The organism is Streptomyces sp. NPDC007991, from assembly GCF_042958445.1.
GTDB lineage: Bacteria > Actinomycetota > Actinomycetes > Streptomycetales > Streptomycetaceae > Streptomyces.
The window spans coordinates 185,887-212,373 of sequence record NZ_JBIBJD010000011.1 but is presented as its reverse complement, the minus strand read 5'-3'; the positions used below and the strand labels follow the sequence as shown (position 1 = coordinate 212,373).

At 71.2% G+C, this 26,487-nt stretch carries 23 protein-coding genes and 2 tRNA genes; 15 read left to right on the top strand and 10 right to left on the bottom strand.

Features of this window, described 5'->3' with window-relative positions:
* Window positions 1-8: 8 nt before the first annotated feature.
* From ACFZDA_RS30180 to ACFZDA_RS30165, 4 genes are all read right to left on the bottom strand, one after another.
* On the bottom strand, window positions 9-767 hold the full coding sequence (locus ACFZDA_RS30180; protein WP_391087723.1) for a glycosyltransferase: 759 nt from the start codon (window positions 765-767) through the stop codon (window positions 9-11).
* Between the two features lie 79 nt (window positions 768-846).
* Window positions 847-1,221 carry a hypothetical protein gene (locus tag ACFZDA_RS30175; protein ID WP_391087721.1) on the bottom strand — a complete coding sequence of 125 codons (375 nt, stop codon included), beginning with the start codon at window positions 1,219-1,221 and terminating at the stop codon, window positions 847-849.
* A 212-nt stretch (window positions 1,222-1,433) separates the two neighbouring features.
* Window positions 1,434-1,520: transfer RNA gene (locus ACFZDA_RS30170), tRNA-Ser, on the bottom strand.
* Window positions 1,521-1,583: 63 nt separating this feature from the next.
* Window positions 1,584-3,014 carry a trypsin-like peptidase domain-containing protein gene (locus tag ACFZDA_RS30165; protein WP_391087718.1) on the bottom strand — a complete coding sequence of 477 codons (1,431 nt, stop codon included), beginning with the start codon at window positions 3,012-3,014 and terminating at the stop codon, window positions 1,584-1,586.
* 286 nt (window positions 3,015-3,300) lie between these two features.
* Between ACFZDA_RS30165 and ACFZDA_RS30160 the strand changes: the two genes are divergently transcribed.
* The 3 genes from ACFZDA_RS30160 to ACFZDA_RS30150 all read left to right on the top strand — a co-directional run bounded on the left by ACFZDA_RS30160 (window position 3,301) and on the right by ACFZDA_RS30150 (window position 6,067).
* The gene (locus ACFZDA_RS30160) at window positions 3,301-4,128 is read left to right on the top strand and encodes a glycerophosphodiester phosphodiesterase family protein (protein ID WP_391087715.1); all 828 of its coding nucleotides are present in this window, start codon (window positions 3,301-3,303) and stop codon (window positions 4,126-4,128) included.
* A gap of 158 nt (window positions 4,129-4,286) precedes the next feature.
* On the top strand, window positions 4,287-4,925 hold the full coding sequence (locus ACFZDA_RS30155) for an ATP-binding protein (protein ID WP_391087712.1): 639 nt from the start codon (window positions 4,287-4,289) through the stop codon (window positions 4,923-4,925).
* A gap of 176 nt (window positions 4,926-5,101) precedes the next feature.
* Window positions 5,102-6,067: a DUF5926 family protein gene (locus tag ACFZDA_RS30150; RefSeq protein WP_391087709.1), complete on the top strand. Its 966-nt coding sequence runs from the start codon at window positions 5,102-5,104 to the stop codon at window positions 6,065-6,067.
* A 244-nt stretch (window positions 6,068-6,311) separates the two neighbouring features.
* Here the strand turns inward: ACFZDA_RS30150 and ACFZDA_RS30145 are convergent, their stop codons facing one another.
* Together ACFZDA_RS30145 and ACFZDA_RS30140 are read right to left on the bottom strand one after the other, a co-directional pair.
* Window positions 6,312-6,926, bottom strand: a complete 615-nt coding sequence (locus tag ACFZDA_RS30145; protein ID WP_391087706.1) for a hypothetical protein — start codon at window positions 6,924-6,926, stop codon at window positions 6,312-6,314.
* Between the two features lie 55 nt (window positions 6,927-6,981).
* Window positions 6,982-7,647, bottom strand: coding sequence for a bifunctional DNA primase/polymerase (locus ACFZDA_RS30140; protein WP_391087704.1), 666 nt, complete (start codon window positions 7,645-7,647; stop codon window positions 6,982-6,984).
* A 502-nt stretch (window positions 7,648-8,149) separates the two neighbouring features.
* Between ACFZDA_RS30140 and ACFZDA_RS30135 the strand changes: the two genes are divergently transcribed.
* The 3 genes from ACFZDA_RS30135 (at window position 8,150) to ACFZDA_RS30125 (ending at window position 14,387) form a co-directional block, all read left to right on the top strand.
* Window positions 8,150-9,691 (top strand): SpoIIE family protein phosphatase, encoded by a 1,542-nt coding sequence (locus ACFZDA_RS30135; RefSeq protein ID WP_391088103.1) that lies wholly within the window; start codon window positions 8,150-8,152, stop codon window positions 9,689-9,691.
* A 76-nt stretch (window positions 9,692-9,767) separates the two neighbouring features.
* The gene (locus ACFZDA_RS30130; RefSeq protein WP_391087701.1) at window positions 9,768-11,234 is read left to right on the top strand and encodes an aminopeptidase P N-terminal domain-containing protein; all 1,467 of its coding nucleotides are present in this window, start codon (window positions 9,768-9,770) and stop codon (window positions 11,232-11,234) included.
* Between the two features lie 159 nt (window positions 11,235-11,393).
* Entirely contained in the window at window positions 11,394-14,387 is a 2,994-nt protein-coding gene (locus ACFZDA_RS30125; protein WP_391087698.1) for a glycine--tRNA ligase, read from the top strand.
* Between the two features lie 71 nt (window positions 14,388-14,458).
* On the opposite strand, the gene ACFZDA_RS30120 is transcribed toward ACFZDA_RS30125, so the two are convergent.
* Window positions 14,459-14,929: an ATP-binding protein gene (locus ACFZDA_RS30120; RefSeq protein ID WP_391087695.1), complete on the bottom strand. Its 471-nt coding sequence runs from the start codon at window positions 14,927-14,929 to the stop codon at window positions 14,459-14,461.
* Between the two features lie 225 nt (window positions 14,930-15,154).
* Between ACFZDA_RS30120 and ACFZDA_RS30115 the strand changes: the two genes are divergently transcribed.
* The 9 genes from ACFZDA_RS30115 (at window position 15,155) to ACFZDA_RS30075 (ending at window position 25,008) form a co-directional block, all read left to right on the top strand.
* Entirely contained in the window at window positions 15,155-15,970 is an 816-nt protein-coding gene (locus ACFZDA_RS30115) for a hypothetical protein (protein WP_391087693.1), read from the top strand.
* Between the two features lie 114 nt (window positions 15,971-16,084).
* Window positions 16,085-16,828 carry a DUF1775 domain-containing protein gene (locus ACFZDA_RS30110; RefSeq protein WP_391087690.1) on the top strand — a complete coding sequence of 248 codons (744 nt, stop codon included), beginning with the start codon at window positions 16,085-16,087 and terminating at the stop codon, window positions 16,826-16,828.
* 92 nt (window positions 16,829-16,920) lie between these two features.
* The gene (locus ACFZDA_RS30105) at window positions 16,921-17,574 is read left to right on the top strand and encodes an SCO family protein (RefSeq protein WP_391087687.1); all 654 of its coding nucleotides are present in this window, start codon (window positions 16,921-16,923) and stop codon (window positions 17,572-17,574) included.
* Complete coding sequence (locus tag ACFZDA_RS30100) at window positions 17,571-18,053, top strand: copper chaperone PCu(A)C (protein ID WP_391087685.1); 483 nt, start codon at window positions 17,571-17,573, stop codon at window positions 18,051-18,053. The genes ACFZDA_RS30105 and ACFZDA_RS30100 overlap by 4 nt, the downstream gene beginning before the upstream one ends.
* A gap of 13 nt (window positions 18,054-18,066) precedes the next feature.
* Window positions 18,067-20,097 carry a copper resistance protein CopC gene (locus ACFZDA_RS30095; protein ID WP_391087682.1) on the top strand — a complete coding sequence of 677 codons (2,031 nt, stop codon included), beginning with the start codon at window positions 18,067-18,069 and terminating at the stop codon, window positions 20,095-20,097.
* 6 nt (window positions 20,098-20,103) lie between these two features.
* Complete coding sequence (gene efeB, locus ACFZDA_RS30090; RefSeq protein ID WP_391087680.1) at window positions 20,104-21,393, top strand: iron uptake transporter deferrochelatase/peroxidase subunit; 1,290 nt, start codon at window positions 20,104-20,106, stop codon at window positions 21,391-21,393.
* Between the two features lie 61 nt (window positions 21,394-21,454).
* Window positions 21,455-22,387: a prephenate dehydratase gene (gene pheA / locus ACFZDA_RS30085; RefSeq protein WP_391087678.1), complete on the top strand. Its 933-nt coding sequence runs from the start codon at window positions 21,455-21,457 to the stop codon at window positions 22,385-22,387.
* Window positions 22,388-22,927: 540 nt separating this feature from the next.
* Window positions 22,928-24,205: a serine--tRNA ligase gene (gene serS, locus ACFZDA_RS30080; protein WP_391087675.1), complete on the top strand. Its 1,278-nt coding sequence runs from the start codon at window positions 22,928-22,930 to the stop codon at window positions 24,203-24,205.
* Window positions 24,202-25,008 carry a Cof-type HAD-IIB family hydrolase gene (locus ACFZDA_RS30075; protein WP_391087672.1) on the top strand — a complete coding sequence of 269 codons (807 nt, stop codon included), beginning with the start codon at window positions 24,202-24,204 and terminating at the stop codon, window positions 25,006-25,008. The genes serS and ACFZDA_RS30075 overlap by 4 nt, the downstream gene beginning before the upstream one ends.
* Window positions 25,009-25,029: 21 nt before the next feature.
* Here ACFZDA_RS30075 and ACFZDA_RS30070 read toward each other — a convergent pair.
* The 3 genes from ACFZDA_RS30070 to ACFZDA_RS30060 all read right to left on the bottom strand — a co-directional run bounded on the left by ACFZDA_RS30070 (window position 25,030) and on the right by ACFZDA_RS30060 (window position 26,479).
* Window positions 25,030-25,115, bottom strand: a tRNA-Ser gene (locus ACFZDA_RS30070).
* Window positions 25,116-25,391: 276 nt separating this feature from the next.
* The gene (locus ACFZDA_RS30065; RefSeq protein WP_391087670.1) at window positions 25,392-25,658 is read right to left on the bottom strand and encodes a hypothetical protein; all 267 of its coding nucleotides are present in this window, start codon (window positions 25,656-25,658) and stop codon (window positions 25,392-25,394) included.
* 101 nt (window positions 25,659-25,759) lie between these two features.
* The gene (locus tag ACFZDA_RS30060; RefSeq protein ID WP_391087668.1) at window positions 25,760-26,479 is read right to left on the bottom strand and encodes an ABC transporter permease subunit; all 720 of its coding nucleotides are present in this window, start codon (window positions 26,477-26,479) and stop codon (window positions 25,760-25,762) included.
* Between the last annotated feature and the right edge of the window lie 8 nt (window positions 26,480-26,487).

Genomic DNA, 26,487 nt, shown 5'->3' with positions numbered 1-26,487 from the left:
AGCTCACGTCAGTGCCCCGCCGGAAAGGGCCACCGAAGGCCGGCCAGCGCCCGGGCCCTGGCCTCCACGACCGCCATCCGGGCCGCGCGCTCGGCCCGGTCGACATGGGCCTTCTGCCCGGTCACCTGGCCGTCCCACTTCCGGTACAACAGCCCCACCTCGCCGGAGAACCACCCCCGGCTCACCGCGTTCAGTGCGAGCAGCAGCCCCGTGTCCTCCGACGCGGGCAGCGCCATCCAGCCGCCGAGGGCGAGCAGCAGCTCCCGGCGTACGAACAGCGAGGCCGGATGGACGGGGGCGAGGAAGCCGTTGGCCTTCCAGTGCTCGAACACGGCCCCGCGCTCGATCGGCCCGGGGTCGGGATCGCCCGGGAACCCGGCCGTCGACCCGTCGGGCATGAGGTCCAGCACCCGCGACGTCGCCCACCCGAGCCCGCTGTCGGCCTCCAGGGCCGCCAGATCCCGCGCGAGGGTGCCCGGCGTCAGCCGGTCGTCGGCGTCCAGGACCTTCACGTACGCACCCTCGGCATGCGCCAGCGCGAAAGTCCGGGCGACACCGGGCCCCCCGGCCCGGCCCTGCCGGAACGTCACCCGCTCGTCGTCGGGCACGTACGGCCGTACGTCCGCACCCTCCCCGTCCTCCTGGATCACCCAGTGCCACTCCCAGCCCGCCGGCAGCCACTGCTCGCACAGCGACGTGTGGGCCTCGGGCAGGAAGCGGGCCGACGGGCCGTGCACAGCGGTGACGACGACGATGCGCCCGCTCACGCCGGCACTCGCCCTGCCACGACGGTTGGCACGCCGCCCGGGCCCGCGAGGCCCGCTGTCCTGCCCGAGTGGATCGGCCTCAGCACTTCTTCAGTGTTCCCTTGGTGTGCATGACTTCCGTGTCGTAGACCCAGCCCTTGGTCTGGGTGCCGGCCATCCGGCCGTAGATCCACTTGTTCCCGTACGAGTTGTTGACGTAGCACCAGTAGTAGAACGTCGTGCCCTTGACGAAGGTGCCCACCTTGCCGCACTCCGTGTACGGCTTGACACGCACGGTGGTGGGCTGGATGAACTCGCCCTCACCGCTCGAGTTGTTCTGGATGATGTACGTGACGTCACAGACACCGGCCGCACTGGCACTCGCCGCGCCGGCGCTCGCCGCGCTCAGCCCGACGAGGGACCCGGCGAGGGCGCCGGCCGCGAGTAACGACGCGAGAGCCTTCTTGCCCTTCATGGAACAACCCCCTGCACTATGTCGCGCGCATGACACGCGAACGATCGAAGCCGCGCGCCTCATGGGCACACAACGGCCACAACCCTTACGCACCCCGTAGGCGACCGTAAGATCAACAGCCGCTCCGTTACCGGAACGAGACCGCAGACCACCGCAAAGGGGTGCCCCTCACCGAGGAGCACCCCTTCTGACCAGCACAGCTATGACCTGCGCGGAGGCGGTGGGATTTGAACCCACGGTGACATCGCTGCCACGACGGTTTTCAAGACCGTTCCCTTCGGCCGCTCGGGCACGCCTCCCCGCGCCGGCCGTGATCGGCGGCGCGGGGACAAGGGTAACGGGTCGGTGCGCGCGCCCGCGGGTCAGTTGTCGCCGACGCGCGAGCCCAGGGTCACGTCGACCGTGTGCTGCTTGCCGTCGCGCTCGTAGGTGATCGTGACCTTGTCGCCGGGCTTGTGGGTCCAGATCTCGCCGATCAGGGTGGGGCCGGAGTCGATCACCCGGTCGTCGAGCTTGGTGATGACGTCGCCGGGCTTGAGGCCGGCCTTGGCGGCCGGGCCGCCGGGCTCGACCGGTGAGGCGGTGCCGCCCGCGCCCTCCTTGGAGATCTGCGCGCCGCCCGAGGAGTCCTCCAGGGAGACGGACGCGCCGATCTTCGCGTACACCGGCTTGCCGGTCTTGATCAGCTCCTGGGCGACGTACTCGGCCTGGTTGATCGGGATGGCGAAGCCCAGGCCGATCGAGCCGGACTGGCCGGTGCCGAAGCCGCCGTTGCCGGTGGACTGGATCGCGGAGTTGATGCCGATGACGTTGCCCTGCGCGTCCAGCAGCGGACCGCCCGAGTTGCCCGGGTTGATCGAGGCGTCGGTCTGCAGGGCGCTCATGTACGACGCCTGGCTGCCGCTGCCGTCGCTGGAGGCGACCGGGCGGTTCTTGGCGCTGATGATGCCCGTCGTCACCGTGTCGGACAGGCCGAAGGGGGCGCCGATCGCGATGGTCGCGTCGCCGACGGCCACCTTGTCCGAGTCGCCGAGGGTGAGCGGCTTCAGGTCGGACGGGGCGTTCTTGAGCTTGATGACCGCCACGTCGTAGCCCTGCGCGTGCCCGACCACCTGGGCGTCGTACTTCTTGCCGCTCGGGAACGTCGCGGTGAGCTTGCCGCCGTCCACCGCTCCTGCCACGACGTGGTTGTTGGTGACGATGTGGCCCTGCTTGTCGAAGACGAAGCCCGTGCCCGTGCCGCCCTCACCGCTGTTGCTCTCGGCCTCGATCGTGACCGTGCTCGGCAGCGCCCTGGCGGCCACGCCCGCGACCGTGCCCGGGTCGCGCTTGACGTCGCCGCCGCTGCTGGAGGCGGACACCGTCGTCGAGCCGCTGGTGTCGTCGTTGTTCTTCGCCAGCGTGTAGCCGAGACCGCCGCCGAGACCGCCCGCGACCAGCGCGGCCACCAGGAGCGCGGCGACCAGACCACCGCGGCCACGGCCGGACTTCGGCGCCGGCTGCTGGTACGAGGAACCCCAGCCGCCGCCGGAACCGGAACCGCCGTCGCCGTACGGGGAGGTGGGCGGCGGGGGCGGGGGCCAGGAGGGGTCGGGGGCGGAGGAGGAGACGCCGTGATGCGCGGCGTCACCAGGAGCGCCCTGGCTGGGGGCGGACTGTTCCCGGGAGTCCTGTCCGTAGGGTCCCGGCCCCTGGGCCTGCCCCTCGGGCGCCGGAGCAGCGGGAGCGTCCACCGGCACGGGGGGTGCGGACGGGGCGGGGGGTACCGCGGTGCCCTCGTTCTCGGTGCTCACAGGTTCTCTCCTCGATCCACGGCTGTTTCCTGGGTCGCACTCGGTCACGCTTTTTCACGCTGGCGACGGTCCGGCGCGATACAGCTGTGCTTGTCCCTTTGTATGCCGTCAGCTTTTCCCACTGGCCGTCAGAGCACCATAAGCGGTGGCTGTGGGTCCGGGGCCATTCTTTATATAGGTCATTGCCGACTAAAAGGACGCAATTCCAATGCCTCCGTCCGGACCTGTGAATCCGCCGGGTCCGTCCGACCAGACGCGTACCCGCGCGCGGTGGCACCATGACGCGGTGACTCACGCAGGACAGCATGTGATCAAAGTCGTCGCCCACCGCGGGGCCTCCGAGGACGCCCCGGAACACACCCTGGCCGCGTACACCAAGGCGATCGAGGACGGCGCGGACGCCCTCGAATGCGATGTGCGCCTCACCGCCGACGGCCACCTGGTGTGCGTGCACGACCGCCGGATCAACCGTACGTCCAACGGCCGCGGCGCGGTCTCCGCCCTGGAGCTCGCCGATCTCGCCGCCCTGGACTTCGGCTCCTGGAAGGCGGGCGAGGCCTACAAGGGGCGCGACGAGGACCCCGACTGGGAGCACCGCCCGGAGGACCGCGAGGCGACGTCCGTCCTCACGCTGGAGCGGCTGCTCGAACTCGTCGCCGACGCCGGACGCCGGGTGGAACTGGCCATTGAGACCAAGCACCCGACACGCTGGGCGGGACAGGTCGAGGAGCGGCTGCTGGTCCTGCTGAAGCGGTTCGGCCTCGACGCCCCGGCCGCCGCCGACCAGTCCCCGGTGCGGGTCATGAGCTTCTCGGCCCGCTCGCTGCACCGCGTGCGTGCCGCCTCGCCGACCCTGCCGACGGTCTACCTGATGCAGTTCGTCTCACCCCGGCTGCGCGACGGACGGCTGCCCCCGGGCGTGCCGGTAGCGGGGCCGTCCCTGCGGATCGTGCGCAGCCACCCGCTCTACGTGGAGCGCCTGAAGCGGGCCGGCCACCAGGTGCACGTGTGGACCGTGAACGAGCCCGAGGACGTGGACCTCTGCGTGGACCTGGGCGTCGACGCCATCATCACCAACCGCCCGCGCGCGGTGCTCGACCAACTCGGCCGCTGAGGTCCGCCAGACCCCACAAGTCCCACCAGACCCACGCACACCTCTTGACCTCATCCCTTCATGGGCGGGATCCTCACGTCTCGGCCATACCGATGAAATCCAGCCACACGATGACAGGGAGTGCTCCGGCGCGTTCGATCCGTATTCGGTCGTGGTGAATGCGTCACCGGACGCGGATTGGCCGGTTTCCGGTACAGGCCAATGGGGCATCCACACCGTGGCGTGGGGCGAAGGAGGTCTCGGGGGTGGCGTTGGTGGTGGCACAGGAGGTGCCCACGTCGTCGAGCATGGCCGTACCCCATGGCCCTGCGGGCGTGGGGGAAGCGAGACACCGTATGCGTGCGCAGTTGCGCAGAGGTGGCGTAGCGGAATCGGTCATCGACGACGCCGTACTGATCCTTTCCGAACTTTTGAGCAACGCGTGCAAACACGGCAGGCCCTTGGGCGACGCGTTCTCCGGCGACGGTGACGTCCGTGCCGCGTGGCGCGTGGACCCGTCCGGCCGGCTCATCGTCGAGGTCACGGACGGCGGCGGCCCGACCCGCCCCGCCCCCGCGACCCCGTCGGTCACGGCACACGGCGGCCGCGGGCTGAACATCATCACCGCGCTGGCCGACGACTGGGGTGTCCGGGACGACATCCGCGGCGAGGTCACCGTGTGGGTCGTCGTGCACGCCGACGTGTACGACCCGGACGCCGGCCACCGCCGCGACGACTTCGCGACGCGGGTCACGGCCCCGGCGGTGTCCCAGATAGCCGGACTGGACTTCGCGGACGCCTTCGAGGACATGGACTGACCCGGCGCCGGCCCGCCCGGACGCCACACCTGCGTCACCTGCGCTGTCCACTGACCCTCGTTGTCACAGACCCGTGTTGTCCACAGACTCGCGTTGTCCACAGGACCCCGTCCCCCGAGGCCCGAACGGCTAGGCTCGCGACCGTACGAGACGAGCCGTAACCGGGAGACCCATCGATGGCCAAGAAGCGACCCCAGACGAAGGCCAAGCGCCCGCAGATCACCGACGGAGAGATCCCGGTCGTCGGCGCTCGTGAGCCGTGCCCCTGCGGCAGCGGGCGCCGCTACAAGGCCTGTCACGGCCGGGCCGCGGCCCACGCCGTGACCGAGCTGGTGCACCGCCCCTTCGAGGGCCTGCCCGGCGAGTGCGACTGGGTGGCCCTGCGCGAGCTGGTCCCTGCGGCCACGGCCGGGCTGACGCTCAAGGACGGCCTCCCCGAGGGCGTCCCGGCGGTCACGCTGGCCACGGTCCTGCCGATGGCCTGGCCCGCCCTGCGCCGCGACGACGGCTCGGTCCTGCTCGGCCTGCAGAACGACACCTCGTCGGGCGACCTCAGCCGCGACCTCGCCGACATCCTCCAGCGGGCCCTGGAAGCCGAGCCCGGCACCCCGGTGCAGGGCCGCCGCGCCCCGGCCGACGGACCGCGGCTGCAGGATCTGCTCGACCCGGAGGGCGCGTTCGAGCCAGAAGTGCACAGCGGCTTCGAGTTCTGGGTGCCGGACCAGGAGAACGCCACACCGGAGGTGACCGCCTCCCTGGAGCGGGCCAACGCCGCGGCGATCCCGACCGTCAAGCTCCAGGGCGTGGACGCCGCGTACTGGTGCGAGACACCCGAGAAGAACCATTTGCGGTGGGTCATGCCCCACCCCGAGGAGCAGCTTCTGGACGCTCTCGCGCGGCTGCACGCCGCGGGCCGGTCGAGCCTGGGCGAGGGCACCCGTCTGGTGGGTTCCTTCCGCGCTCACGGGCTCACCGTGCCGGTCTGGGACCTGCCGAGCGGCGTCAAGGCCGAGGACGTGGAGAAGCCGGCTGCCGAGTTCGCCGAGCGCCTCGCCGCCGCCCTGGCCGCGGACGCGCCGCTCACCGCGGACGAGCGCCGCGCGCGGGGCGGTCTCACCAACCGGCAGGTCACGCTCAGCTGACGGCTCGTCAAATGGTCCGGTCCGGCCGCTCGGACGGCCGGCCGGACCCTCGCATTCCGGACAGGTGACGCCCTTCACAACTCCCGGCCGGGACAAGCCGATCGGTGACCGGAAAGGGCGAGATCGAATTTGCGAACCGCCGATCTCTTGTTACCGTTCCTGTAGCCCGGTTGCTGGTGCATCCCCCGTCGCCAGCAACCGGGTCTTTTCATGCGCGCGGCCGTTCACCGATCGCATCCTCTCCTCAACTGCCCGTCACCATGGGTGAGTTGCTTCCCGAGCGCAGCAGCAGCGGCCCCTGGCCGGCCCGCCGGGCGAACTCCGTGACCGCCGTGTACGCCGTCAGATCCGCGCGTGCGGGCTCGCGGGGTGTCTCACAGGTCCCCGGCTCGTCCTCGGCACCCACCGCGCAGGTGATCCGCACGGTCCGGGCGCCGGGCCCCATCAGGCTCAGTACGGCGTCCAGCGCCTCGCCGGTCGCGTTGCGGTAGTAGGTCCGCGCCCAGGTGTCCGAGGCCTGCGCCACGACACAGGTCTGCGCCTCCACGCCCTCGGGGGAGGAGAGTTCGGGACCGCAGCGCGCCGCGGTCGACAGGCCCGGGCCGAGGGCGGGAAGGCCGGCCAGGGCGGAAGGCGCCGTGCCGGCTGCGGACCGCGGGGAGGAACGCACACCGGCGTTGTCCGCCGAGCCCCCGGCGTGTGCCGTATCGCCCGACCCGTGGGAATCCGGCGAGCCCGGGGACCGCGCGGACGCCACTGCCAGCGGCAGTGCGACCGCGCACGCCGCCACGACACCCGCGAGGGCGAGAAAACGGAACTTTCTGAGGTCCCGGGGACGGCCCCGGGAATGACGCGGCATGGCCCCGGAACATAACGCCCCGGGCCAAAACCCGCGCTCGGCGCGCCCGACAGCCCTAGAACTCGGGCGCGCTCACACCCGTACGAGTGAGGGCCTCGACCACGGCGTCCACCACGGCCTCCACATCGGGCACCCACGGCGAGGCCGAGCCGGGCAGCGGCGCCCGCTCCCAGCGGATCTCGCCCTGGCCCGTCTCGGACGGCGGCAGCGCCAGGTAGCCGCCCTCGCCGTGGAAGCGGAGGGAGCCGGGCACGAAGTCCTTGGCGTAGAGCAGTTCCCCGAGCTGCTCCATGGAGTACGGCTTCACGAGGATCGCCCACCGGCTGGGGGAGGCGACGACCGGGCCGAGCCGCAGCCCGGAGCGGTCGAGCGCTTCGAGGGCGCGGGCGGCCGGCAGCGCCGGCAGGGAGACCGCGCAGGGGGCTTTGCCGCCGGTGGCCAGGACGATCGGCGCCGTCGGCCGGTTGCTCCACCACCAGCGGACCATGCGCCCGTCGGTGGTGGCCGCGAGGAGGCCGGGGTCGAAGGGGTGCGCGCCGGGCACCGTGCACTCGGGGTCAGGGCAACCGCAGCGGTTGCGCCCCTCGGGGTCCGCCGCCACGCCCGGGAGTACGGGCCACTGCCATTCCGTCGCGTAGGTCAGGGCCGCGCCGATCAGCTCAGGCCTCCCGTCGCTGCGCTGGGACAGGAGCCTGCGTCGCCTTCCGAGGATCTCGCGCATGAGCGCTCGTTCCTTTCCGTTGCACGCCGGCAACACCGTGGTCCAGATCACATCATGTGTCGATCACTTCACTGTGCGTACCTGTTGGCGCATCACACCCCTGCCGTGCGCAAGGGGAACCCCTATGGGTCGAGCTTTGACTGCCTCCGCGGCCGTCCCGCCCATACTGCGTCCATCAAAAGCACGAGCCTGGCGTAGGGGTGGCGAAGTATGGCGTTTGCCGTCGCGCGTATTTCTCTCCGCCTCCGCCACGGGAGGATGGGGCACGGTCGTCGGTGGATAGGACGCCCGGGTCCGTCACCAGGTTCCGGGTAGTTCGCAACCACCCCTGGCCTTCACCGAGTACGTACCCATCGCGACCGTTGTGACGCTCCGTCGAGCAAGCCCAGTCGACCGCAATAGGCCGTCCCTTGAGGCAGTTTTAAGCCAACTTTACATTTCCGCAAGAGGAAGGAGAGTTGTCCCCTCAAGTCTCATGGACACCAGGAATCCCAGCAGGACAATGCTGGACATCTCCTTACGAGTGCGTGTACATGTGGAGACACTGCTAGCGGCGCAGAATGACATGGGGGTTTGCGATGCTTTTGAGCAGTACGCGCTGGTCGGAAAGCCGAACGCCATGAACGCTCCGCACCCTCCGAAAGTGGCTGGAATCGATTCAACGGTTCCGGCACCCGCACACACTGTCGCGCCCGTCGCGGGGGGTCCCTCCCCCGCTGCGCCGCCAAACCCTCCGGTCCCACCGGGCGCGGTACTCCAGGACCGTCTCGCCGGCTGGGTCTCCGACCTCACCACCCTCCATGAGCTGACCGAGCGCCTGACCCGCACCTGCGCGCTCGACGAAGCGCTCCAGGAACTGCTGCGGGCCGGCGCCGCCCTGGTGGGGGCCCGTCGCGGCCTCGTCGTCCTGGAACCCGTCGACGGACTCGGCCCGGACACCACCATCGGCCTGGGCCTGGCCCGCGCCGACCTCGGCCACATCGAGACCGTGCCCCGCAGCGCCCTGTCCTACGGCCGGATCCTCGACGGACTGCCCGGCGGCGAGGACGGCATCGCCGAACCCGACCTGTTCGCCGAGGAGGGGCTCGACCCCCGCCACCGCGAGGTCGCGGCCCGCCTCGGCTACGCCGCCAGTTACGCCCTCCCCCTGACCCCCGAGTCCGCCGGATCCCCCGATTCCCCCGGTTCCCCCGACCGCCTCGGTGCCGTCGCGTGGCTCTACGACGAACCCGCCGAACCGGTCGAACGGCAGCGCCACCTCGTCGGCCTGTACCTCCGGTACGCCGCCGAGCACCTCGCCCGGCTGCTGGAACTGGAGCGCACGCGCGCGGCCATGGCGACCATGTCGGAGGAACTGCTGCCCGCGCGGCTGCCGCGGGTGGCCGGTGTCCAGCTCGCCGCCCGGCACCGCACCGGCCCGCGCGGCGGCGGCGACTGGTACGACGCGCTGCCGCTGCCCGACGCCGCCCTCGGCCTCGCCGTCGGGTCCGTCACCGGGGCGGGGCCCAGCGCGGTCGCAGCGATGGGACGGCTGCGGGCATCCCTGCGCGCCTACGCCGTGATGGAGGGGGAGGACCCGGTCGCCGTTCTGTCCGACCTGGAGCTGCTGCTGCGGCTGACCGAGCCGGCCCGCTCGGCCACCGCCCTGTTCGGCTACTGCGAACCGGCCGCCCGCAAGATCACGCTGGCCGGTGCCGGGCACAGTCCGCCGCTGCTGATCGGACAGCGCCGCACCGAGTTCGTGGAGACGTCGGTCTCCGCCCCGCTGGGCATGCTCGCCTGCTGGGAGGCACCGAGCGTGGAGATCCTCGCCGAGCCCGGGGAGACGGTCCTGCTGTACACCGACGGGCTGCTGCACCGCACCGGCGAGACCACCGACCGCGCCTTCGCCCGGCTGCACGCGGCGGCGGCCGGAGCGCCCCGGGCCCTGCGGTGCGACCCCGGCGCCCTCGCCGACCATGTCCTGCGGAGCGTGCTGCCGGACGGGCTGGACGCGGCCGATGGTGCGGAGGACGTCGTCCTGCTGGCGGTGCGGTTCGAGTAACGCTCCTCGTCATCGCCCTGAGACCGCTTCCTGGCCGCCGTAGAGTGGAGGGCGGTCCAGCGCCGTATCGAGGAGGATGACCGCCGTGGCAGAAGAGCCTTCGGACACCCCGGAGACTGCCGAAGAAGAGCCGATCAAGCAGCGGAAGAACGGACTGTACCCCGGCGTGTCCGACGAGCTTGCCGAGAACATGAAGAGCGGCTGGGCCGACACCGAGCTGCGTGATCTCCAGCCCATCCCCCAGGCCGCCCAGGCCGCCGCCCGCCGGGCCGCGCTGTCCGCGCGCTTCCCGGGCGAGCGGCTGGTGATCCCCGCGGGCAATCTGAAGACCCGCTCGAACGACACCGAATACGCCTTCCGCGCCTCCGTCGAGTACGCCTACCTCACGGGCAACCAGACCGAGGACGGCGTCCTGGTCCTGGAGCCCAAGGGCGAGGGCCACGAGGCGACGATCTACCTCCTGCCGCGTTCGAACCGGGAGAACGGCGAGTTCTGGCTGGACGGCCAGGGCGAGCTGTGGGTCGGCCGCCGGCACTCCCTCACCGAGGCGGAGCAGCTGTACGGCATCCCCGCCTCCGACGTGCGCGAGCTGGCCGGGGCACTGCGCGAGGCCACGGGCCCGGTGCGGGTCGTGCGCGGGTACGACGCCGGCATCGAGGCAGCGCTGACCGACAAGGTCACCGCCGAGCGCGACGAGGAGCTGCGGGTCTTCCTCTCCGAGGCGCGGCTGGTCAAGGACGACTTCGAGATCGGCGAGCTGCAGAAGGCCGTCGACTCCACCGTGCGCGGTTTCGAGGACGTGGTGAAGGTCCTCGACAAGGCCGAGGCGACCTCCGAACGGTACATCGAGGGCACGTTCTTCCTCCGCGCGCGGGTGGAGGGCAACGACATCGGCTACGGCACGATCGCCGCCGCCGGGCCGCACGCCTGCACGCTGCACTGGGTGCGCAACGACGGGCCCGTGCGGTCGGGCGATCTGCTGCTGCTCGACGCGGGGGTGGAGACGCACACGTACTACACCGCCGACGTGACGCGCACGCTGCCCGTCAACGGGCGGTTCAGCGAGATCCAGCGCAAGATCTACGACGCCGTGTACGAGGCCCAGGAGGCCGGGATCGCGGCGGTGCGGCCGGGGGCGAAGTACCGGGACTTCCACGACGCCGCGCAGCGGGTGCTGGCCGAGAAGCTGGTCGGGTGGGGGCTGGTCGAAGGGCCGGTGGAGCGGGTGCTGGAGCTGGGGCTTCAGCGGCGGTGGACGCTGCACGGGACCGGGCACATGCTCGGTATGGACGTGCACGACTGCGCTGCCGCGCGGACCGAGACGTATGTCGACGGTGTGCTGGAGCCGGGGATGTGCCTGACCGTCGAGCCGGGGCTGTACTTCCAGGCCGACGATCTGACGGTGCCGGAGGAGTACCGGGGCATCGGTGTGCGGATCGAGGACGACATCCTGGTGACGCGGGACGGCAACCGGAACCTGAGTGCGGCGTTGCCTCGTCGGGCGGACGAGGTCGAGGCGTGGATGGCGTCCGTCAAGGGCTGAGTTCCGGGTGCGGGTGTGCGGGGGCCGGTCGCCCGGTTCCTCGCGCACCTGAAGACCACAGGGCATCTCCGGTCGTAAAAAACCGCAGGTCAACGGTGCTTGGCGTGTGAGATCATGGCCGACCTTGCCGGTCCGACTCGGGGAACAGGCGCGATCACCATGAAGAACGTCCAGACGGCGCTGACCATGCAGGACGCCATCCTCACCCTGCAGAAGTACTGGAGCGACAACGGCTGCATGATCACGCAGCCGTTGAACACCGAGGTCGGCGCGGGTACGGCCAACCCGGCCACGGCACTGCGGGTGCTCGGTCCCGAGCCGTGGAGCGTCGCCTACGTCGAGCCGAGCGTGCGGCCGGACGACTCGCGCTACGGCGAGAACCCCAACCGGCTCCAGACCCACACCCAGTTCCAGGTCATCCTCAAGCCCGACCCGGGCAACCCGCAGGAGCTGTACCTGGGCAGTCTGAAGGCGCTCGGTGTCGACCTCGGCGCGCACGACGTGCGGTTCGTCGAGGACAACTGGGCCTCGCCCGCGCTCGGGGCCTGGGGGCTCGGCTGGGAGGTCTGGCTGGACGGCATGGAGATCACCCAGTTCACCTACTTCCAGCAGGTCGGCGGTGTCGCCCTGGACCCGGTGTCGGTGGAGATCACGTACGGCCTCGAACGCATCCTGATGAACCTTCAGGGCGTGTCCCACTTCAAGGACATCGTCTACGCGCCGGGCATCACGTACGGGGAGGTGTTCGGGCAGAACGAGTACGAGATGAGCCGCTACTACCTCGACGACGCCGATCTCGACACCAACCACCGGCTGTTCGAGGCGTACGCGTCCGAGGCCCGGCGCCTGCTCGACCTGGAGCTGCCGGTCCCGGCGTACACGTACGTGCTCAAGTGCAGCCACACCTTCAACGTGCTCGACGCGCGCGGTGCGATCAGCACCACCGAGCGGGCCAAGGCGTTCGCGCTGATGCGCGGCCTGACGCACGAGTCGGCCAAGCTGTGGGAGCGCCGGCGGGCGGCCCTGGAGCATCCGCTGGGGGTGGCGGCCGCGCCGGCCCCGGCCCAGCGGGCCGCGCTGCCCAAGGTGCCCGACGTCGAGACACTGCTGTTCGAGATCGGCGTGGAGGAACTGCCGTACGCCGACGTCCCCGCCACCACCGAGGCGGTGCGCGAGTCGGTCACCGCCAAGCTGGCCGCGACCCGGCTGGGGCACGGCGCGATCACCGTGATGGCCACGCCCCGCAGGATCGTGATCACCGTCGACGGTGTGCAGCCACGCGAGCGGGACACCATGCGGACCGTGCGCGGCCCCAAGGTCGCCGCCGCCTTCAAGGACGGCGCCCCGACACCCGCCCTGCTGGGCTTCGCCCGCAGTCAGGGAGCCCAGCCGGCCGACGTGCGGATCATCGACGTCAAGGGTGTCGAGTACGTGGCCCTCACCCGGCATGAGGAGGGCCGCCCGGCCGTCGAGGTGCTCAGCGATCTGCTGGCCGAGGTCGTGTCGGGGCTGCGCGCCGGCCGCAACATGCGGTGGAGCGACCCGGGTCTGTCCTTCTCACGGCCCGTGCGCTGGCTGCTCGCACTGCTGGGCCGTACTCCCCTGCCCGTGGTGGTCTCCTCGCTGGCCGCGAGCGACACCACGCGGGTGCAGCGCCAGGCCCCTTACCCGGAGGTCCGGGTGACCTCCGCCGAGGGCTATCCGCACTTCCTGCACATGCACGGCATCCTGCTCGACCGGGACGCCCGGCGCGGTGCGGTGGTCCGCGGTGCCCTGGAGGCGGCCGCCGAGGTGGGCGGGCGGATCGACGTGGCGGGTCAGGCCGATCTGATCGACGAGATCACCGACATCCTGGAGTTCCCGTACGCCGTGCGGGGGTCGTTCGACGAGCGCTACCTGGAACTGCCCGCGAGTGTCCTGACCACGGTGATGCGCAAGCACCAGCGCTATCTGCCGGTGCTGGACGGCGAGCGGCTGATGCCGCACTTCGTCACCTTCGCCAACGCCCTGTGCGACGACGACGTGGTGCGGGCGGGCAACGAAGCCGTGCTGCGGGCCCGTTACGAGGACGCCGCGTTCTTCTGGCGGGCGGATCTGAAGGTGCCGCCGGAGGAGTTCCGGCGCCGGCTGGACAAGCTGACCTTCGAGGACCGGCTCGGTACGGTCGCCGACCGTGCCGACCGGCTCGCCTCCCTCGCCCTGGACCTGGCCGGACGCGCCGGGCTGCCCGAGGAGACGGTGGACGTCGTCCGGCGCGCCGGTGCGCTGGCCAAGTTCGACCTGGCGTCGCAGATGGTGATCGAGTTCTCCGGCCTGGCCGGGGTGATGGCCGAGGAGTACGCGCGCCGGGCCGGTGAGCCCGCCGAGGTCGCGCGGGCCCTGGCCGAGATGGAGCTGCCGCGCTCCGCCGGCGGCGCCCTGCCGGCGGGGGACGCGGGTGCCGTGCTGTCACTTGCCGACCGGTTCGACCTGGTGACGGGCATGTTCGTGATCGGGGCCGCGCCGACCGGCAGCTCCGATCCGTACGGGGTGCGCCGGGCCGCGATCGGGCTGCTGAACGTGCTGCGGAGTCTTCCCGCCGTGGCCGGGGTGCGGGTGAGTGAAGGGCTGCGCGCGGCGGCCGTGCGGTACGCCGCGCAGGGCGTCGAGGTGCCCGCCGAGCGGGTCGCCGAGGCCGCCGAGCTGATCACCCGGCGCTACGAGCAGCAGCTCACGGACGCCGGGCACGAGCACCGGCTCGTTCAAGCCGTCCTGGTGTGGGCCGACCGGCCCTCCCACGGCGACCGCACCCTGGCCACGCTGGAGCGGCACATCGGCACGGAGGCGTTCGAGGCACTCGCTGCCGCGTTCCAGCGGGTCGTGCGCATCCTTCCCGAGGGCGGTGTCGAGGCGGCGGACCTGTCCCTGCTGACCGCGCCCGCCGAACTGCGTCTCGCCGCGAGCGCCGACGCCGTACGCCAGGCCCTGCATGGCCGTGAGGACGACCTCGGAGCGCTGATCGAGGTCTGTGCCCCGCTGGTCGAAGCGATCGGCGCCTTCTTCGACGAGGTGCTGGTGATGGACCCCGACCCGGCGGTCCGCGCGGCCCGGCTGGCGCTGCTCACGCAGGTGGCGGAGCTGGCGCGTACGACGCTGGACTGGGATGCGCTGTAGGGGGATGGAAGGGTGGAGGGCGGTGTTTCACGTGAAACACCGCCTCCTCGCCGATCGGGCGTCGGCAGAGGTCAGACCGCCATCAGCGGCGCGGCGTCCTCGCGCCACTTGAGGACCTTGTCGAAGCTCACCACAGCCCCGCCCCGGCCCGGCTTGTTGCCGATGTGGACATGGTCGGCGAGCTGCTCGATGAGACACAGCCCTCTGCCGTTCTCCGCGTCGGCGTGCGCGGGCCGGATCGGCGGGCGGGACCGGCCGGCGGACCCCACGGGGAATCCCGGGCCCGCGTCGGCGACCTCGATCCGGCACTTCTCGCCGTCGAGGTACGCCGTGACCCGGTACGCCTCCGAACCGGGGCCGCCTGGTGCCGTGTCCCCGCCGTGCTCCACGGCGTTCGCGCAGGCCTCGCTGAGGGCGACGGAGAGGTCGTAGGAGATATCGGGATCGACTCCCGCGGTCTCCATCGTGCCGATCAGAAGGCGCCTGGCGAGCGGCACGCTCGCAGCTTCGCGCCGCAGATGGAGTGACCACCAGATGCTCATGCTCCAGCCTCCTGGCCGCGGCTCGACATACCGTTACGTATTGCCCTGGGTCCCCGCTTGTAAGCGTGAAGTTGACGTGACGCCGCCCATACGGCGGATGCGCCCTAGCCCTGATCGGTGTATGTGGGGGGACAGGTGGGTCCAGAGAGTGACGTTTCCGGTCGTACGGCATCTTGTGGACCTGCCGCACGAGGCCTGGGCGGCCAGTGCGATGATGAGCCCGCCATGTCTGCCCCCCACGCGTGCGCGACACGCTCCGGATGCACGCTCCGGATCCTGCGGGCCGCGGTGTTCGCCGCGGTCTGTGTCGTGCTGGCCGGGGCAGGTCACGCGCTCGCCTCCTGCGACGTCATTCCGCTGTGGACGCTCGGCGCCGGATTCCTCGGAGTGCTCGCCGTGGCGGCGCCGTTCGCCGGGCGCGTGCGCTCGCTGCCGGGGATCGCGGCGCTGCTCGCGGCCGGTCAGACGGTGTTGCACACGCTGTTCGGACTCGGTCAGCACGGTACGGCCGCCGCCACATCGTCGGTGACCCCGGGCACGAGTGACGCCACGCTGGTCCAGCAGGCCGCGCGGCTCGTGTGCGGCACGACGGCCGCGGCGATCAGCCCGACGCAGGCACACAAGATCCTCACCGACGCCCGGATCCAGCCGGCCACGGGTGCGCACACGCATCTGCCGTCGGACGCCGGGGCGTCGGCCTCGCTGTGGCCGTCCCTGCCGATGCTGCTCGGCCATGTCCTCGCGGCGATCGCCACCGGCTGGCTGCTGCGCCACGGCGACCTGGCCCTGCTGCGGCTCACCGAACTGTCGGCGCAGGGGGGCACCGAAGGGGCGCTCGTGCGCTCCCTGTGGGCCGCACTCGCGCTGGTGCGTGCCCTGCTCGCCGGGCTGCCGGGCACACCGGAGGCAGGCCCTCGCCCAGCGCACGCCATGCGGCCCGCGCCTGCGATGCCGCGCACGACCGCACTTCAGCACACGGTGATCCGGCGCGGCCCGCCGGCCGCCACGGCACCCGCCTGCGCACTCGCCCTCGCTGCCTGACGCGACGCGACCACCACTCCGCCTTTTCGGGAGGGGAGCCGCCGTCGTGCGGCACGCGCGCGTGCGCGCATCCCTCACCATCCCGACCCGACTCACAGCGGAGTGCTCCCTTCCATGAAGGCTTCCCGTATCGTCGCGGCCGGTGCCGCCGCCGGTGTCACCGTTCTCGCCCTGTCCGTCCCCGCCTTCGCGCACGTCAGCGTGCAGCCCGAGGGCACCGCCGCCAAGGGCGGCTACGCGGTCGTCGACTTCAAGGTCCCCAACGAGCGGGACGACGCCTCGACCACCAAGGTCGAGGTCACTTTCCCCGCCGACCACCCGCTCGCCTCGGTGATGCCGGAACCGGTGCCCGGCTGGAAGGTCGACGTCACCAAGTCCAAGCTGGCCAAGCCGCTCGAGCTGCACGGCGAGAAGATCTCCGAGGCCGTCACCAAGGTCACCTGGACCGCCGACGGCAAGGGCATCGAGCCCGGCTACTTCGAGAAGTTCCCGCTCTCGATCGGCCAACTGCCCGAGGACACCGACCAGCTGGTCTTCAAGGCCCTCCAGACGTACTCCAACAAGGAGGTCGTCCGCTGGATCGAGGTCCCGCAGGAAGGCAAGGAGGAGCCCGACAACCCGGCCCCGGTGCTGGAGCTGTCCGCCGCCTCCGAGGACGGGCACCACGCCTCCTCTGGCGACGAGGCCTCCGACGCCAAGTCGGCCGAGAAGGCCTCCGACGACACCACCGCCTCCGACGCCGGCTCTTCCGACGGCACCGACACCACCGCCCGGGTCCTGGGCGTCGTCGGCATCGTGGTCGGCGCGGCGGGCGTCGCCTACGGCGTGCTGGCCGGGCGTCGGCGCACCAACGCCTGACGCTGTTTCCGTTGCACGGCGCGCGCCGGGTTCCCGCTCAGGGCGGGGCACCCCGGTGCGCGCCGGGTCACCGACATCTGGGACATTTCTCTATGCGCACCAAGACCTTCGCCGCGGCCGCTCTGCTCGCCGCGGCCTCCCTGACCCTGACCGCCTGCGGCAGCGGCAACGACAGCGACAAGCCCGTCGCCGTCGTCTCGGAACAGGCCGGCAGCGACAAGGCCGCCACCGTCCTCGACAAGCCGTTCGAGAAGCCGGACCTGGTCCTCACCGACACCCAGGGCAAGAAGTACGACCTCCGCAAGGAGACCCAGGGCAAGCCCACGCTGATCTACTTCGGCTACACCCACTGCCCCGACGTGTGCCCGTCGACGATGAGCAACATCGCCGTGGCCAAGAAGCAGCTGCCCAAGGCCGAACAGAACGACCTGCGCGTCGTGTTCGTCACCACCGACCCGGGCCGCGACAAGCCGGCCGAGCTCGGCAAGTGGCTCAAGGGCATCGACCCCCAGTTCATCGGCCTCACCGGCGACTTCCCGACCATCCAGGCCGGCGCCCGCACCCTCGGCATCTCCATCGATGCGCCGCGCAAGGACAAGAACGGCAAGATCATCTCCGAGCACGGCACCCAGGTCATCGCGTTCTCGCCGAAGACCGACGGCGGTTATGTGCTCTACGGCGAGGACGCCACCGTCGACGACTACACCAAGGACCTGCCCGAGATCGTCAAGGGGGAGAACCCGTGAGGCGGCGACTTGCCCCGGCGGCCCTCGTCATAGCCGGGGCACTGGCTCTGGCGGGCTGCGGCGGCTCGGACTCGGACTCCGGGGACTCCGGTTCCCGCAGCGGTGAGGCGGAGCTCTCCGTCGGCTCCGCGTACATGCCGCAGCCCGTCTCCGACGAGATGGCGGCCGGCTTCCTCATCGTCACCAACAAGGGCGGGGCAGCCGACGAGCTGACCTCGGTCACCAGTGATGTCGCCGGCCAGGTCACCGTGCACGAGACCGTCGGCTCGGCCATGCAGGAGGTCAAGAGCCTGAAGGTCCCCGCCCACGGCGAACTGGTGCTGAAGAGCGGCGGCAACCACCTGATGTTCGAGCAGCTGAAGCGCAAGCCGAAGGAGGGCCAGACGGTCTCCGTCGAGCTCCACTTCACCCACTCCGGCCCGGTCAAGGTCGAGATGCCGGTGAAGTCGGCGACCTACACCCCGAAGACCGGACACTGAGGGAGGGACCACTGTGACGCAGACCATCGCCCCCCGCGTCCGGATCGTCGTACTGCTGCTCCTGGCCGCGGCCTGCGCACTCCTCGCCGGAGCCGGTCCGGCCTCCGCGCACGCCGCGCTGACCGGCAGCGACCCGGCGCAGGGGGCGGTGGTCGACACGGCCCCGGCCCGGATCTCGCTCACCTTCTCCGAGCAGGTCGCGCTGTCCGACGGCTCGCTGCGCGTGCTCGACCCCGAGGGCAAACGCGTCGACGCGGGCGAACCGTCTGGCGTCAGCGGCACGACGTATGCCGTGCGGCTCCATTCCGGGTTGCCCGACGGCACCTACACGGTCGCCTACCAGGTGGTGTCCGCGGACAGCCATCCCGTCGCCGGTGCCTACACCTTCTCCGTCGGCGCCCCGTCCAAGACATCCGTGTCGGTCTCCGGGCAGAACGCCGACGACGGCGTGGTCGGCTGGCTGTACGGCTTCGGACGGTACGTGTCCTACGCCGGGTTCATCGTGCTGGCCGGCGGCGCCGCCTTCGTGCTCGCCTGCTGGCCACGCGGCTCCGGGGTACGGCCCGTGCAGCGGTTCGTCGTCTCCGGGTGGCTCGCGCTCACCGCCGCCACCCTCGCCCTGCTGCTCCTGCGCGGCTCCTTCACCGGCTCCGGGAAGATCGCCGATGTCTTCGACCTGTCCCTGCTCGGGCAGGTGCTCCAGACCAAGACCGGCGCCGCCCTGGTGTCCCGGCTGCTGCTGCTCGCCGCGTCGGCGCTGTTCATCGCCGTGCTGTTCGGGGCCTACGACAAGCGCGAGGACTCCCAGGAGAAGCGGGACCTGACCTTCGGGCTCGCCATCGGCGGCGTCGTCGTGGCGGCCGGGATCGCCGCGAGCTGGGCGATGTCCGAGCACGCCTCGGTCGGACTCCAGGCGGGCATCGCCATGCCGGTCGACGTCCTGCATCTGCTGGCCGTCGCCGCGTGGCTCGGCGGGCTGGGCGCACTGCTGGTGGCCCTGTACCGGGCACCGGCCGACGCGCCCGTCGACGCGTCGGCGGTGCGCCGCTTCTCGCGCGTCGCCTTCGGCAGTGTCCTCACCCTGATCGCGACCGGGACGTACCAGTCCTGGCGCCAGCTCGGCTCCTGGTCGGCCTTCACCGACACCCGCTACGGGCAGTTGCTCCTCGCCAAGATCGCCCTCGTGGCCGTCCTGGTCGGCGTCGCGTGGATCTCACGGCGGTGGACCGGACGGCTGGCCGAGGCGGTGCCGGCAGCAGTGGAGCGGGAGAAGGCGCGGGTCGGAGCAGGGGCCGATGGCTCTGGTGAGGCTGCCGGCAGCGCCGGGGCCGATGTGTCCCTCGATGCCCGGACCGACAAGGCCGCGGAGGCCGGTGCGGGAGTCGGTGCCGACTCCCGCACCAACACCGACTCCGGCACCGACACCGGCGACCAGCCCGATCCCGAGCCCGCCGACGCCGAGCGGGCCGCGCAGCTCGCCCGGCAGCGGGCCGCCCGGGACGCCGCCCGGCAGAAGCGGCTGCGGGACGCCGACCCCGACCGCTTCGGCCTGCGCCGCTCCGCGCTGGCCGAGGCCGGCATCGCGGTCATCCTGCTCGCCGTCACCACCGTCCTCACCCAGACCGAGCCGGGACGCACGGAGGTGGAGGCCAGGGCCGCCACGTCGTCCTCCGCGTCCACCTCGCCCGACACCGACGCCTCCGGGGCGCTGACCCTGAACATGCCCTTCGACACCGGCGGCAAGGACGGCAAGGGCATCGTCACGGTCGACCTCGACCCCGCGCGCGTGGGCGGCAACGAGATGCACGTCTACGTGGAGCGGCCGGGCGGCCAGGCCTTCGACATCCCCGAGGTGAAGGTCGACTTCACCCTCAAAGCCAAGGACATCGGGCCGCTGCCCGTCGTCCCCGACCACCTCGCAACCGGACACTGGTCGGCGAACGGAGTACAGATCCCCATGGCCGGCGACTGGAAGGTCGACGTGACCGTGCGGACCTCCGACATCGACGAGGTGACCGTCTCCAAGAACGCTCAGATCGGCTGACCCACCATGGCTGACCAGTCCATTCCGAAAGCCCGCACCTCCGGCACCGTCCCCGGGGAGACCGAAGCGGGCCCCGCCGGCGAGGGCATCTCGCGGCGACGCCTGCTCGGCACCGCCGGCGCCACCGGGCTCGTGCTCGGCACGGCGGGCGCGGCCGTCGGATACGCCGCCGCCCCCTCCGACGCCGCCGCCCCGCTCACCTCACTCGGCGCCGACCGGGCGATGTTTCACGGGAAACATCAGCCCGGCATCACCGACGGCCTCCAGGCCCGCGGCCATCTCATCGCCTTCGACCTGGCGGCGGACGCCGGCCGCAAGGAAGCCGCCGCCCTGCTGCGCCGCTGGTCGCAGACGGCCCGGCGGCTGATGGCGGGCGAGCCGAGCCCGCACGACGACACCGACGTGGCCCGCGACGCCGGCCCCGCGTCGCTGACCATCACCTTCGGCTTCGGCCACAGCTTCTTCGGCAGGACCGGCCTGGAGAAGCAGCGCCCGACCGCCCTGGACCCGCTGCCCGAGTTCTCCTCCGACCACCTCGACAAGAACCGCAGCAACGGCGACCTGTGGGTGCAGATCGGCTCCAACGACGCCCTCGTCGCCTTCCACGCCCTGCGCGCCCTCCAGAAGGACGCGGGCTCGGCGGCCCGGGTCCGCTGGCAGATGAACGGCTTCAACCGCTCGCCGGGTGCCACCGCCCACCCCATGACGGCCCGCAACCTGATGGGCCAGATCGACGGCACCCGCAATCCCAAGCCGTCCGAGCCCGACTTCGACCAGCGGATCTTCGTGCCCGAGAAGGGCGAACCGGCCTGGATGGCGAACGGCTCCTACGCGGTCGTACGCCGTATCCGCATGCTCCTCGACGACTGGGAGAAGCTCTCCGTCAAGGCGCAGGAGGATGTGATCGGCCGCCGCAAGTCCGACGGGGCGGCCCTGTCCGGCGGCACCGAGACCACCGCGATGGACCTGGAGAAGACGGACGCCCAGGGCAACCTCGTCGTCCCGATCAACGCCCACGCCCGGATCACCCGGCCCGACCAGAACGGCGGCGCGGCGATGCTCCGCCGTCCGTTCTCCTTCCACGACGGCATCGACCCGGACGGCGTCCCGGACGCGGGCCTGCTCTTCATCTGCTGGCAGGCCGATCCGCTGCGCGGCTTCGTGCCCGTGCAGCGCAAACTCGACCGCGGCGACGCCCTGTCGCAGTTCATCCGGCACGAGTCGAGCGGGCTGTTCGCGGTGCCCGGTGGGGCCGCGGAGGGCGAATACGTGGGACAGAAGTTGCTTGAGGGATGAGAGTTGAGGCGTGTGCGGGTTATGGGGGATAGCGCTTCGTCCAGCCCATTAGGGTGAGGTCATGCCAGCGAGCTATGCGTATCTCGGCCCCGAGGGCACCTTCACCGAAGTCGCCCTGCGCACGCTTCCCGAGGCCGCCACCCGGGAGCTCATCCCGTACGTGTCCGTCCAGTCCGCGCTCGACGCGGTACGCGCCGGCGAGGCCGAGGCCGCGTTCGTGCCGATCGAGAACTCCGTCGAGGGCGGCATCACCACCACCCTCGACGAGCTGGTCGCCGGCGCGCCGCTGATGATCTACCGCGAGGTGCTGCTGTCGATCACCTTCGCGCTGCTGGTCCGCCCCGGCACCAAGCTCTCGGACATCAAGACCGTCTCCGCGCACCCGGCCGCCCAGCCGCAGGTGCGCAACTGGCTGAAGAAGCACCTGCCGGACGCCCACTGGGAGTCGGCCGCCTCCAACGCGGACGCCGCCCGGCTGGTCCAGGAGGGCCAGTACGACGCCGCATTCGCCGGCGAGTTCGCCGCCGCCCGCTACGGCCTTCAGGCCCTGGAGACCGGGATCCACGACGCGGAGAACGCCCAGACGCGATTCGTGCTGGTCGGCCGGCCCGCCCGGCCCGCGGCGCCCACCGGCGCGGACAAGACCTCCGTCGTGCTCTGGCAGCGCGACGACCACCCCGGCGGCCTGCGCGACCTGCTGGGCGAATTCGCCACCCGCGGCATCAACCTGATGCTGCTCCAGTCCCGGCCCACCGGCGCGGGCATCGGCAACTACTGCTTCTGCATCGACGCCGAGGGCCATATCTCCGACCGCCGGGTGGCCGAGGCCCTGATGGGCCTGAAGCGGATCTGCCTCCAGGTGCGCTACCTCGGCTCCTACCCGCGCGCGGACCTGCAGCCCGTGGATGTCGAGCCGCCGCGGCTGGGGACGTCGGACGACGAGTTCGTGGCGGCGGCGGACTGGGTGGCGCGGTGCCAGGACGGCCGGTTCTAGGACCGGTTCCCAGGGGTCCGGGCCGGTCGTACCTGCTGATTGTCGTTGTCCACAGAAGTTATCCACAGGCTAGGTTCTCGACCTGGGGACAAGTCGACAACGAAGCGTGAGTCAGTCGACAAATCGCCCTACCGACCTCTGATGCGTCCATCGGCGGGCAGGTCACCCTTCGTCCACCGTTTTCCCTTGCGTAACTCTTCGGGGTGACCCATTTCCACTCGAAAGTGAGGGTGGGGCGGGTTTGCATCGGGAATTCTTCGGTGTGGCAAGGTCTTCCGGAGTGATCAATTCCGAAGTCCACAGATCTTCCACACAGCCTGTGGATAACTCTTCGACGGGTGTGGATGCCTGTGGACAACCGGAGCCCAAGTCCCGTTCCCCGCAAGGGATTCGAGTCAACACCGCGCCCTGCCGATGCCTCGTTCCGGGGAAAGACGGTCGGTTTATTGACACAGTGCGCAATTCCCTCATAGCGGTACGTAAGCCACGCCCGGAATAGTGAGTCGTGGGCGGTCACCCCACACCGGTAGCCTTGACCGCGTGATTGACCTTCGCCTGCTCCGTGAGGACCCCGACCGTGTGCGCGCGTCGCAGCGCGCCCGTGGAGAGGACGTCGCGCTCGTCGACTCCCTCCTGTCTGCCGACGAGCGGCGCAGGTCGTCCGGCGTCCGCTTCGACGAGCTGCGCGCCGAGCAGAAGGCGCTCGGCAAGCTCATCCCCAAGGCGTCCGGAGACGAGAAGGCCGAGCTGCTGAAGAAGGCGAGCCAGCTCGCAGCCGACGTCAAGGCCGCCGACGCGGAGCGCGACGCCGCGGCCTCCGAGACCCAGGAGCTGCTCCAGAAGCTCGGCAACCTGGTCCACCCGGACGTGCCCGTGGGCGGCGAGGAGGACTTCGTCACGCTGGAGACGCACGGCGCGATCCGCGACTTCGCCGCCGAGGGCTTCGAGCCCAGGGACCACCTGGAGCTCGGCCAGATCCTCGGCGCGATCGACGTCGAGCGGGGCGCCAAGGTCTCCGGCTCGCGCTTCTACTTCCTGACGGGCGTGGGCGCCCTGCTGGAGCTCGCCCTGGTGAACGCGGCGATGGCCCAGGCCACCGCGGCCGGCTTCACGCCGATGCTGACCCCGGCCCTGGTGCGCCCCCAGTCCATGGCGGGCACCGGCTTCCTCGGCCAGGCCGCCCAGGACGTCTACCACCTCGCCGACGACGACCTCTACCTGGTCGGCACGTCCGAGGTCCCGCTCGCGGCGTACCACATGGACGAGATCCTCGACGCCGACAAGCTGCCGCTGCGCTACGCGGGCTTCTCGCCCTGCTTCCGCCGCGAGGCCGGCTCGCACGGCAAGGACACCCGGGGCATCTTCCGCGTGCACCAGTTCGACAAGGTCGAGATGTTCTCCTACGTCACCCCGGAGGACTCGCAGGCCGAGCACCAGCGGCTGCTGGAGTGGGAGAAGCAGTGGCTGACCTCGCTTGAGCTGCCGTACCGCGTGATCGACGTGGCGAGCGCCGATCTGGGCGCCTCGGCATCCCGCAAGTTCGACTGCGAGGCGTGGATCCCGACGCAGGGCAAGTACCGCGAGCTGACCTCGACCTCGGACTGCACCGAGTTCCAGTCCCGCCGCCTGTCGATCCGTGTCCGTGAGGGCAAGCAGGTCCGCCCGCTGGCCACGCTCAACGGCACGCTGTGCGCCGTACCGCGCACGATCGTGGCGATCCTGGAGAACCACCAGCAGGCCGACGGCTCCGTGCGGGTGCCCGAGGTGCTGCGCCCGTATCTGGGCGGCCGGGAGGTCCTGGAGCCGGTGGCCAGGTGACCACCGACGGTTTCCCGTACCGGCTGATCGCGACCGACCTCGACGGGACGCTGCTGCGTTCCGACGAGTCGGTGTCGGCCCGCACCCGTGACGCCCTCGCCGCGGCCGCGGCGGCGGGCGCCGCGCACATCGTCGTCACCGGCCGCGCGGTCCCGTGGACCCGGCACATCCTCGACGACCTCGGCTACCAGGGGCTGGCCGTCTGCGGCCAGGGCGCGCAGGTGTACGACGTCGGCGCCCACCGGCTGCTGACGTCGGTGACGCTGGACCGGCAGCTCGCCGGGGTGGCGCTGGCCAAGATCGAGGCGGAGGTCGGCCCGCTGTACCTGGCGGCGAGCCGCGACGGTCTGTACGGCGAGGTGCTGGTGGGTCCGGGCTACTCGGCGCACGGCAACCTGCCCGCGACCCCCTTCACGGACGCGTCGGACCTGTGGACCGCGCCCCTGAACAAGCTGTACATCCAGCACCCGACGCTCTCGGACGACGAGCTGTGCGAGGCGGCCACGCGCACCGCCGGCGGGTTCGTCTCCGTCGTCGTGGCGGGCGAGGGCATCGTCGAACTCCTGCCCCTGGGCCTGTCCAAGGCGACCGGCCTGTCGCTGGCGGCCCGCCGGCTCAAGGTGAAGGCGGCCGACACGATCGCCTTCGGTGACATGCCCAACGACATACCGATGTTCGCCTGGGCCTCCTACGGGGTGGCGATGGCGGACGCTCATGAGGAACTGAAGGCGGTCGCCGACGAGGTGACGTCCTCCAACGAGGAGGACGGGATCGCGGTGGTGCTGGAGCGGTTGCTGGGCTGAGCCTTCGTGTCGCGTGTGCGGCGGAGGATGCACGGATCGAACGTGCGCGGGCTTGTCGCCCGACCGCGGTTCAGCGAACCGGTGCCTTGCCACTCGGCCAATCCTCCGGGTGGGCGGCCTCACGCGATGTGCGATTCGCGTGCTCGAAGCGGCCGCCCCGGGCAGCTCCCCGTGCGGGGCGGGCTCTACGGAGGGGTAGCGATCACTCCGGAACCCGCCGCGGGCTGCCCTGAAGGGAGCTGGACGTACTGCCGTGCATGGACATCGTCCGGCTCCTCTCCCAGAACGTGACGCCGGACTCCTCGTCCGGCAGGAACACGCCCTACTCTGCCTGCCGGGCGAATGGGACGCCACCGATTAAATCGGCGGTCGGACGGCGCCGGTCAGCGCCTGCGCCACCTGCGCCGCCGGGCCTTGCTGAAGAACCAGCCCGCAGGCGGCTCGTCGGAGCGCCAGGGCTGCGGCTCCGGCTCCTCCCGGCGCCAGCGCTCGGCGAGCATCCGGGCGCGGGCGGACGGCTCGGAGGTCTCGGCGGAGCGTATGAAGTCCTCGTCCAGGACGACGCCGTCGAGGTCGTAGGCATCGCCCCCGGACCCTGGCCGGGATCCCGACTGCCCCTGGTCGTCGTACTGAGCCCTCTCGCCCGCCATCCCCGCCCCTCCCAGCCGTCCGACTTCCGTGCGATATCCCTGCATACCGTTCGCCCAGTGTGCCCTGACGGGGGTGAAGACCCCGTCAGGGCCGGGGCACGTCACTCCTCGCCGGCGAGGGTCAGCGAGCGCAGCTTCTGACCGGCGTACCAGGTGGCCAGCACCGTGACGACCACCAGCAGCACCGTCGCCGTGGTGAGGCCCACGTCCGAGGTCACCAGGTCGCCGCCGGAAACCTTCTGGGCCACGGCCAGCGCCCACTGCTGGACGCTCAGCGTGCGGGCGCCCGGCACCAGGGAGCCGAACAGGGCCTCCCAGACCAGGGCGTAGACGAGGCCGAACACCACCGCGTGCCGGGAGACCGTGCCGAGCAGCAGGAACAGCGCCGCGTACGCGATGGAGGCGACCAGTGCGGCCACCGTGTAGGCGACGGCGATCTGCTGGCCGTTGCCGTTCAGGATGAAGCCCGCGATGAGCGTCGGCACCGCGGAGAACACCATCGTCACCGCGATGGCCACGATGAGCTTGGTGAAGATGATCGTCGGGCGTTTGATCGGCTTGGACAGCAGGTACACCACCGAGCCGTCGTCGATCTCCGGTCCGATCGCGCCGGTTCCGGCGATGACGCCGATGATCGGCACCATCGTGGCCAGGGCGAGGCCGCCCAGCAGGTCCGCCGCGGTCTGGTCGTCCGCCCCGGCGAGGAAGCGCACCACCACCGAGATGGCGATGAGCAGCAGCGGCAGGGCTCCGAGGATGAGGGCCCGGCGCCGGCCGAGCAGGGCCCGGTACGTGAGCCGGGCGACTGTGGGGTCGTACATCAGGGCCT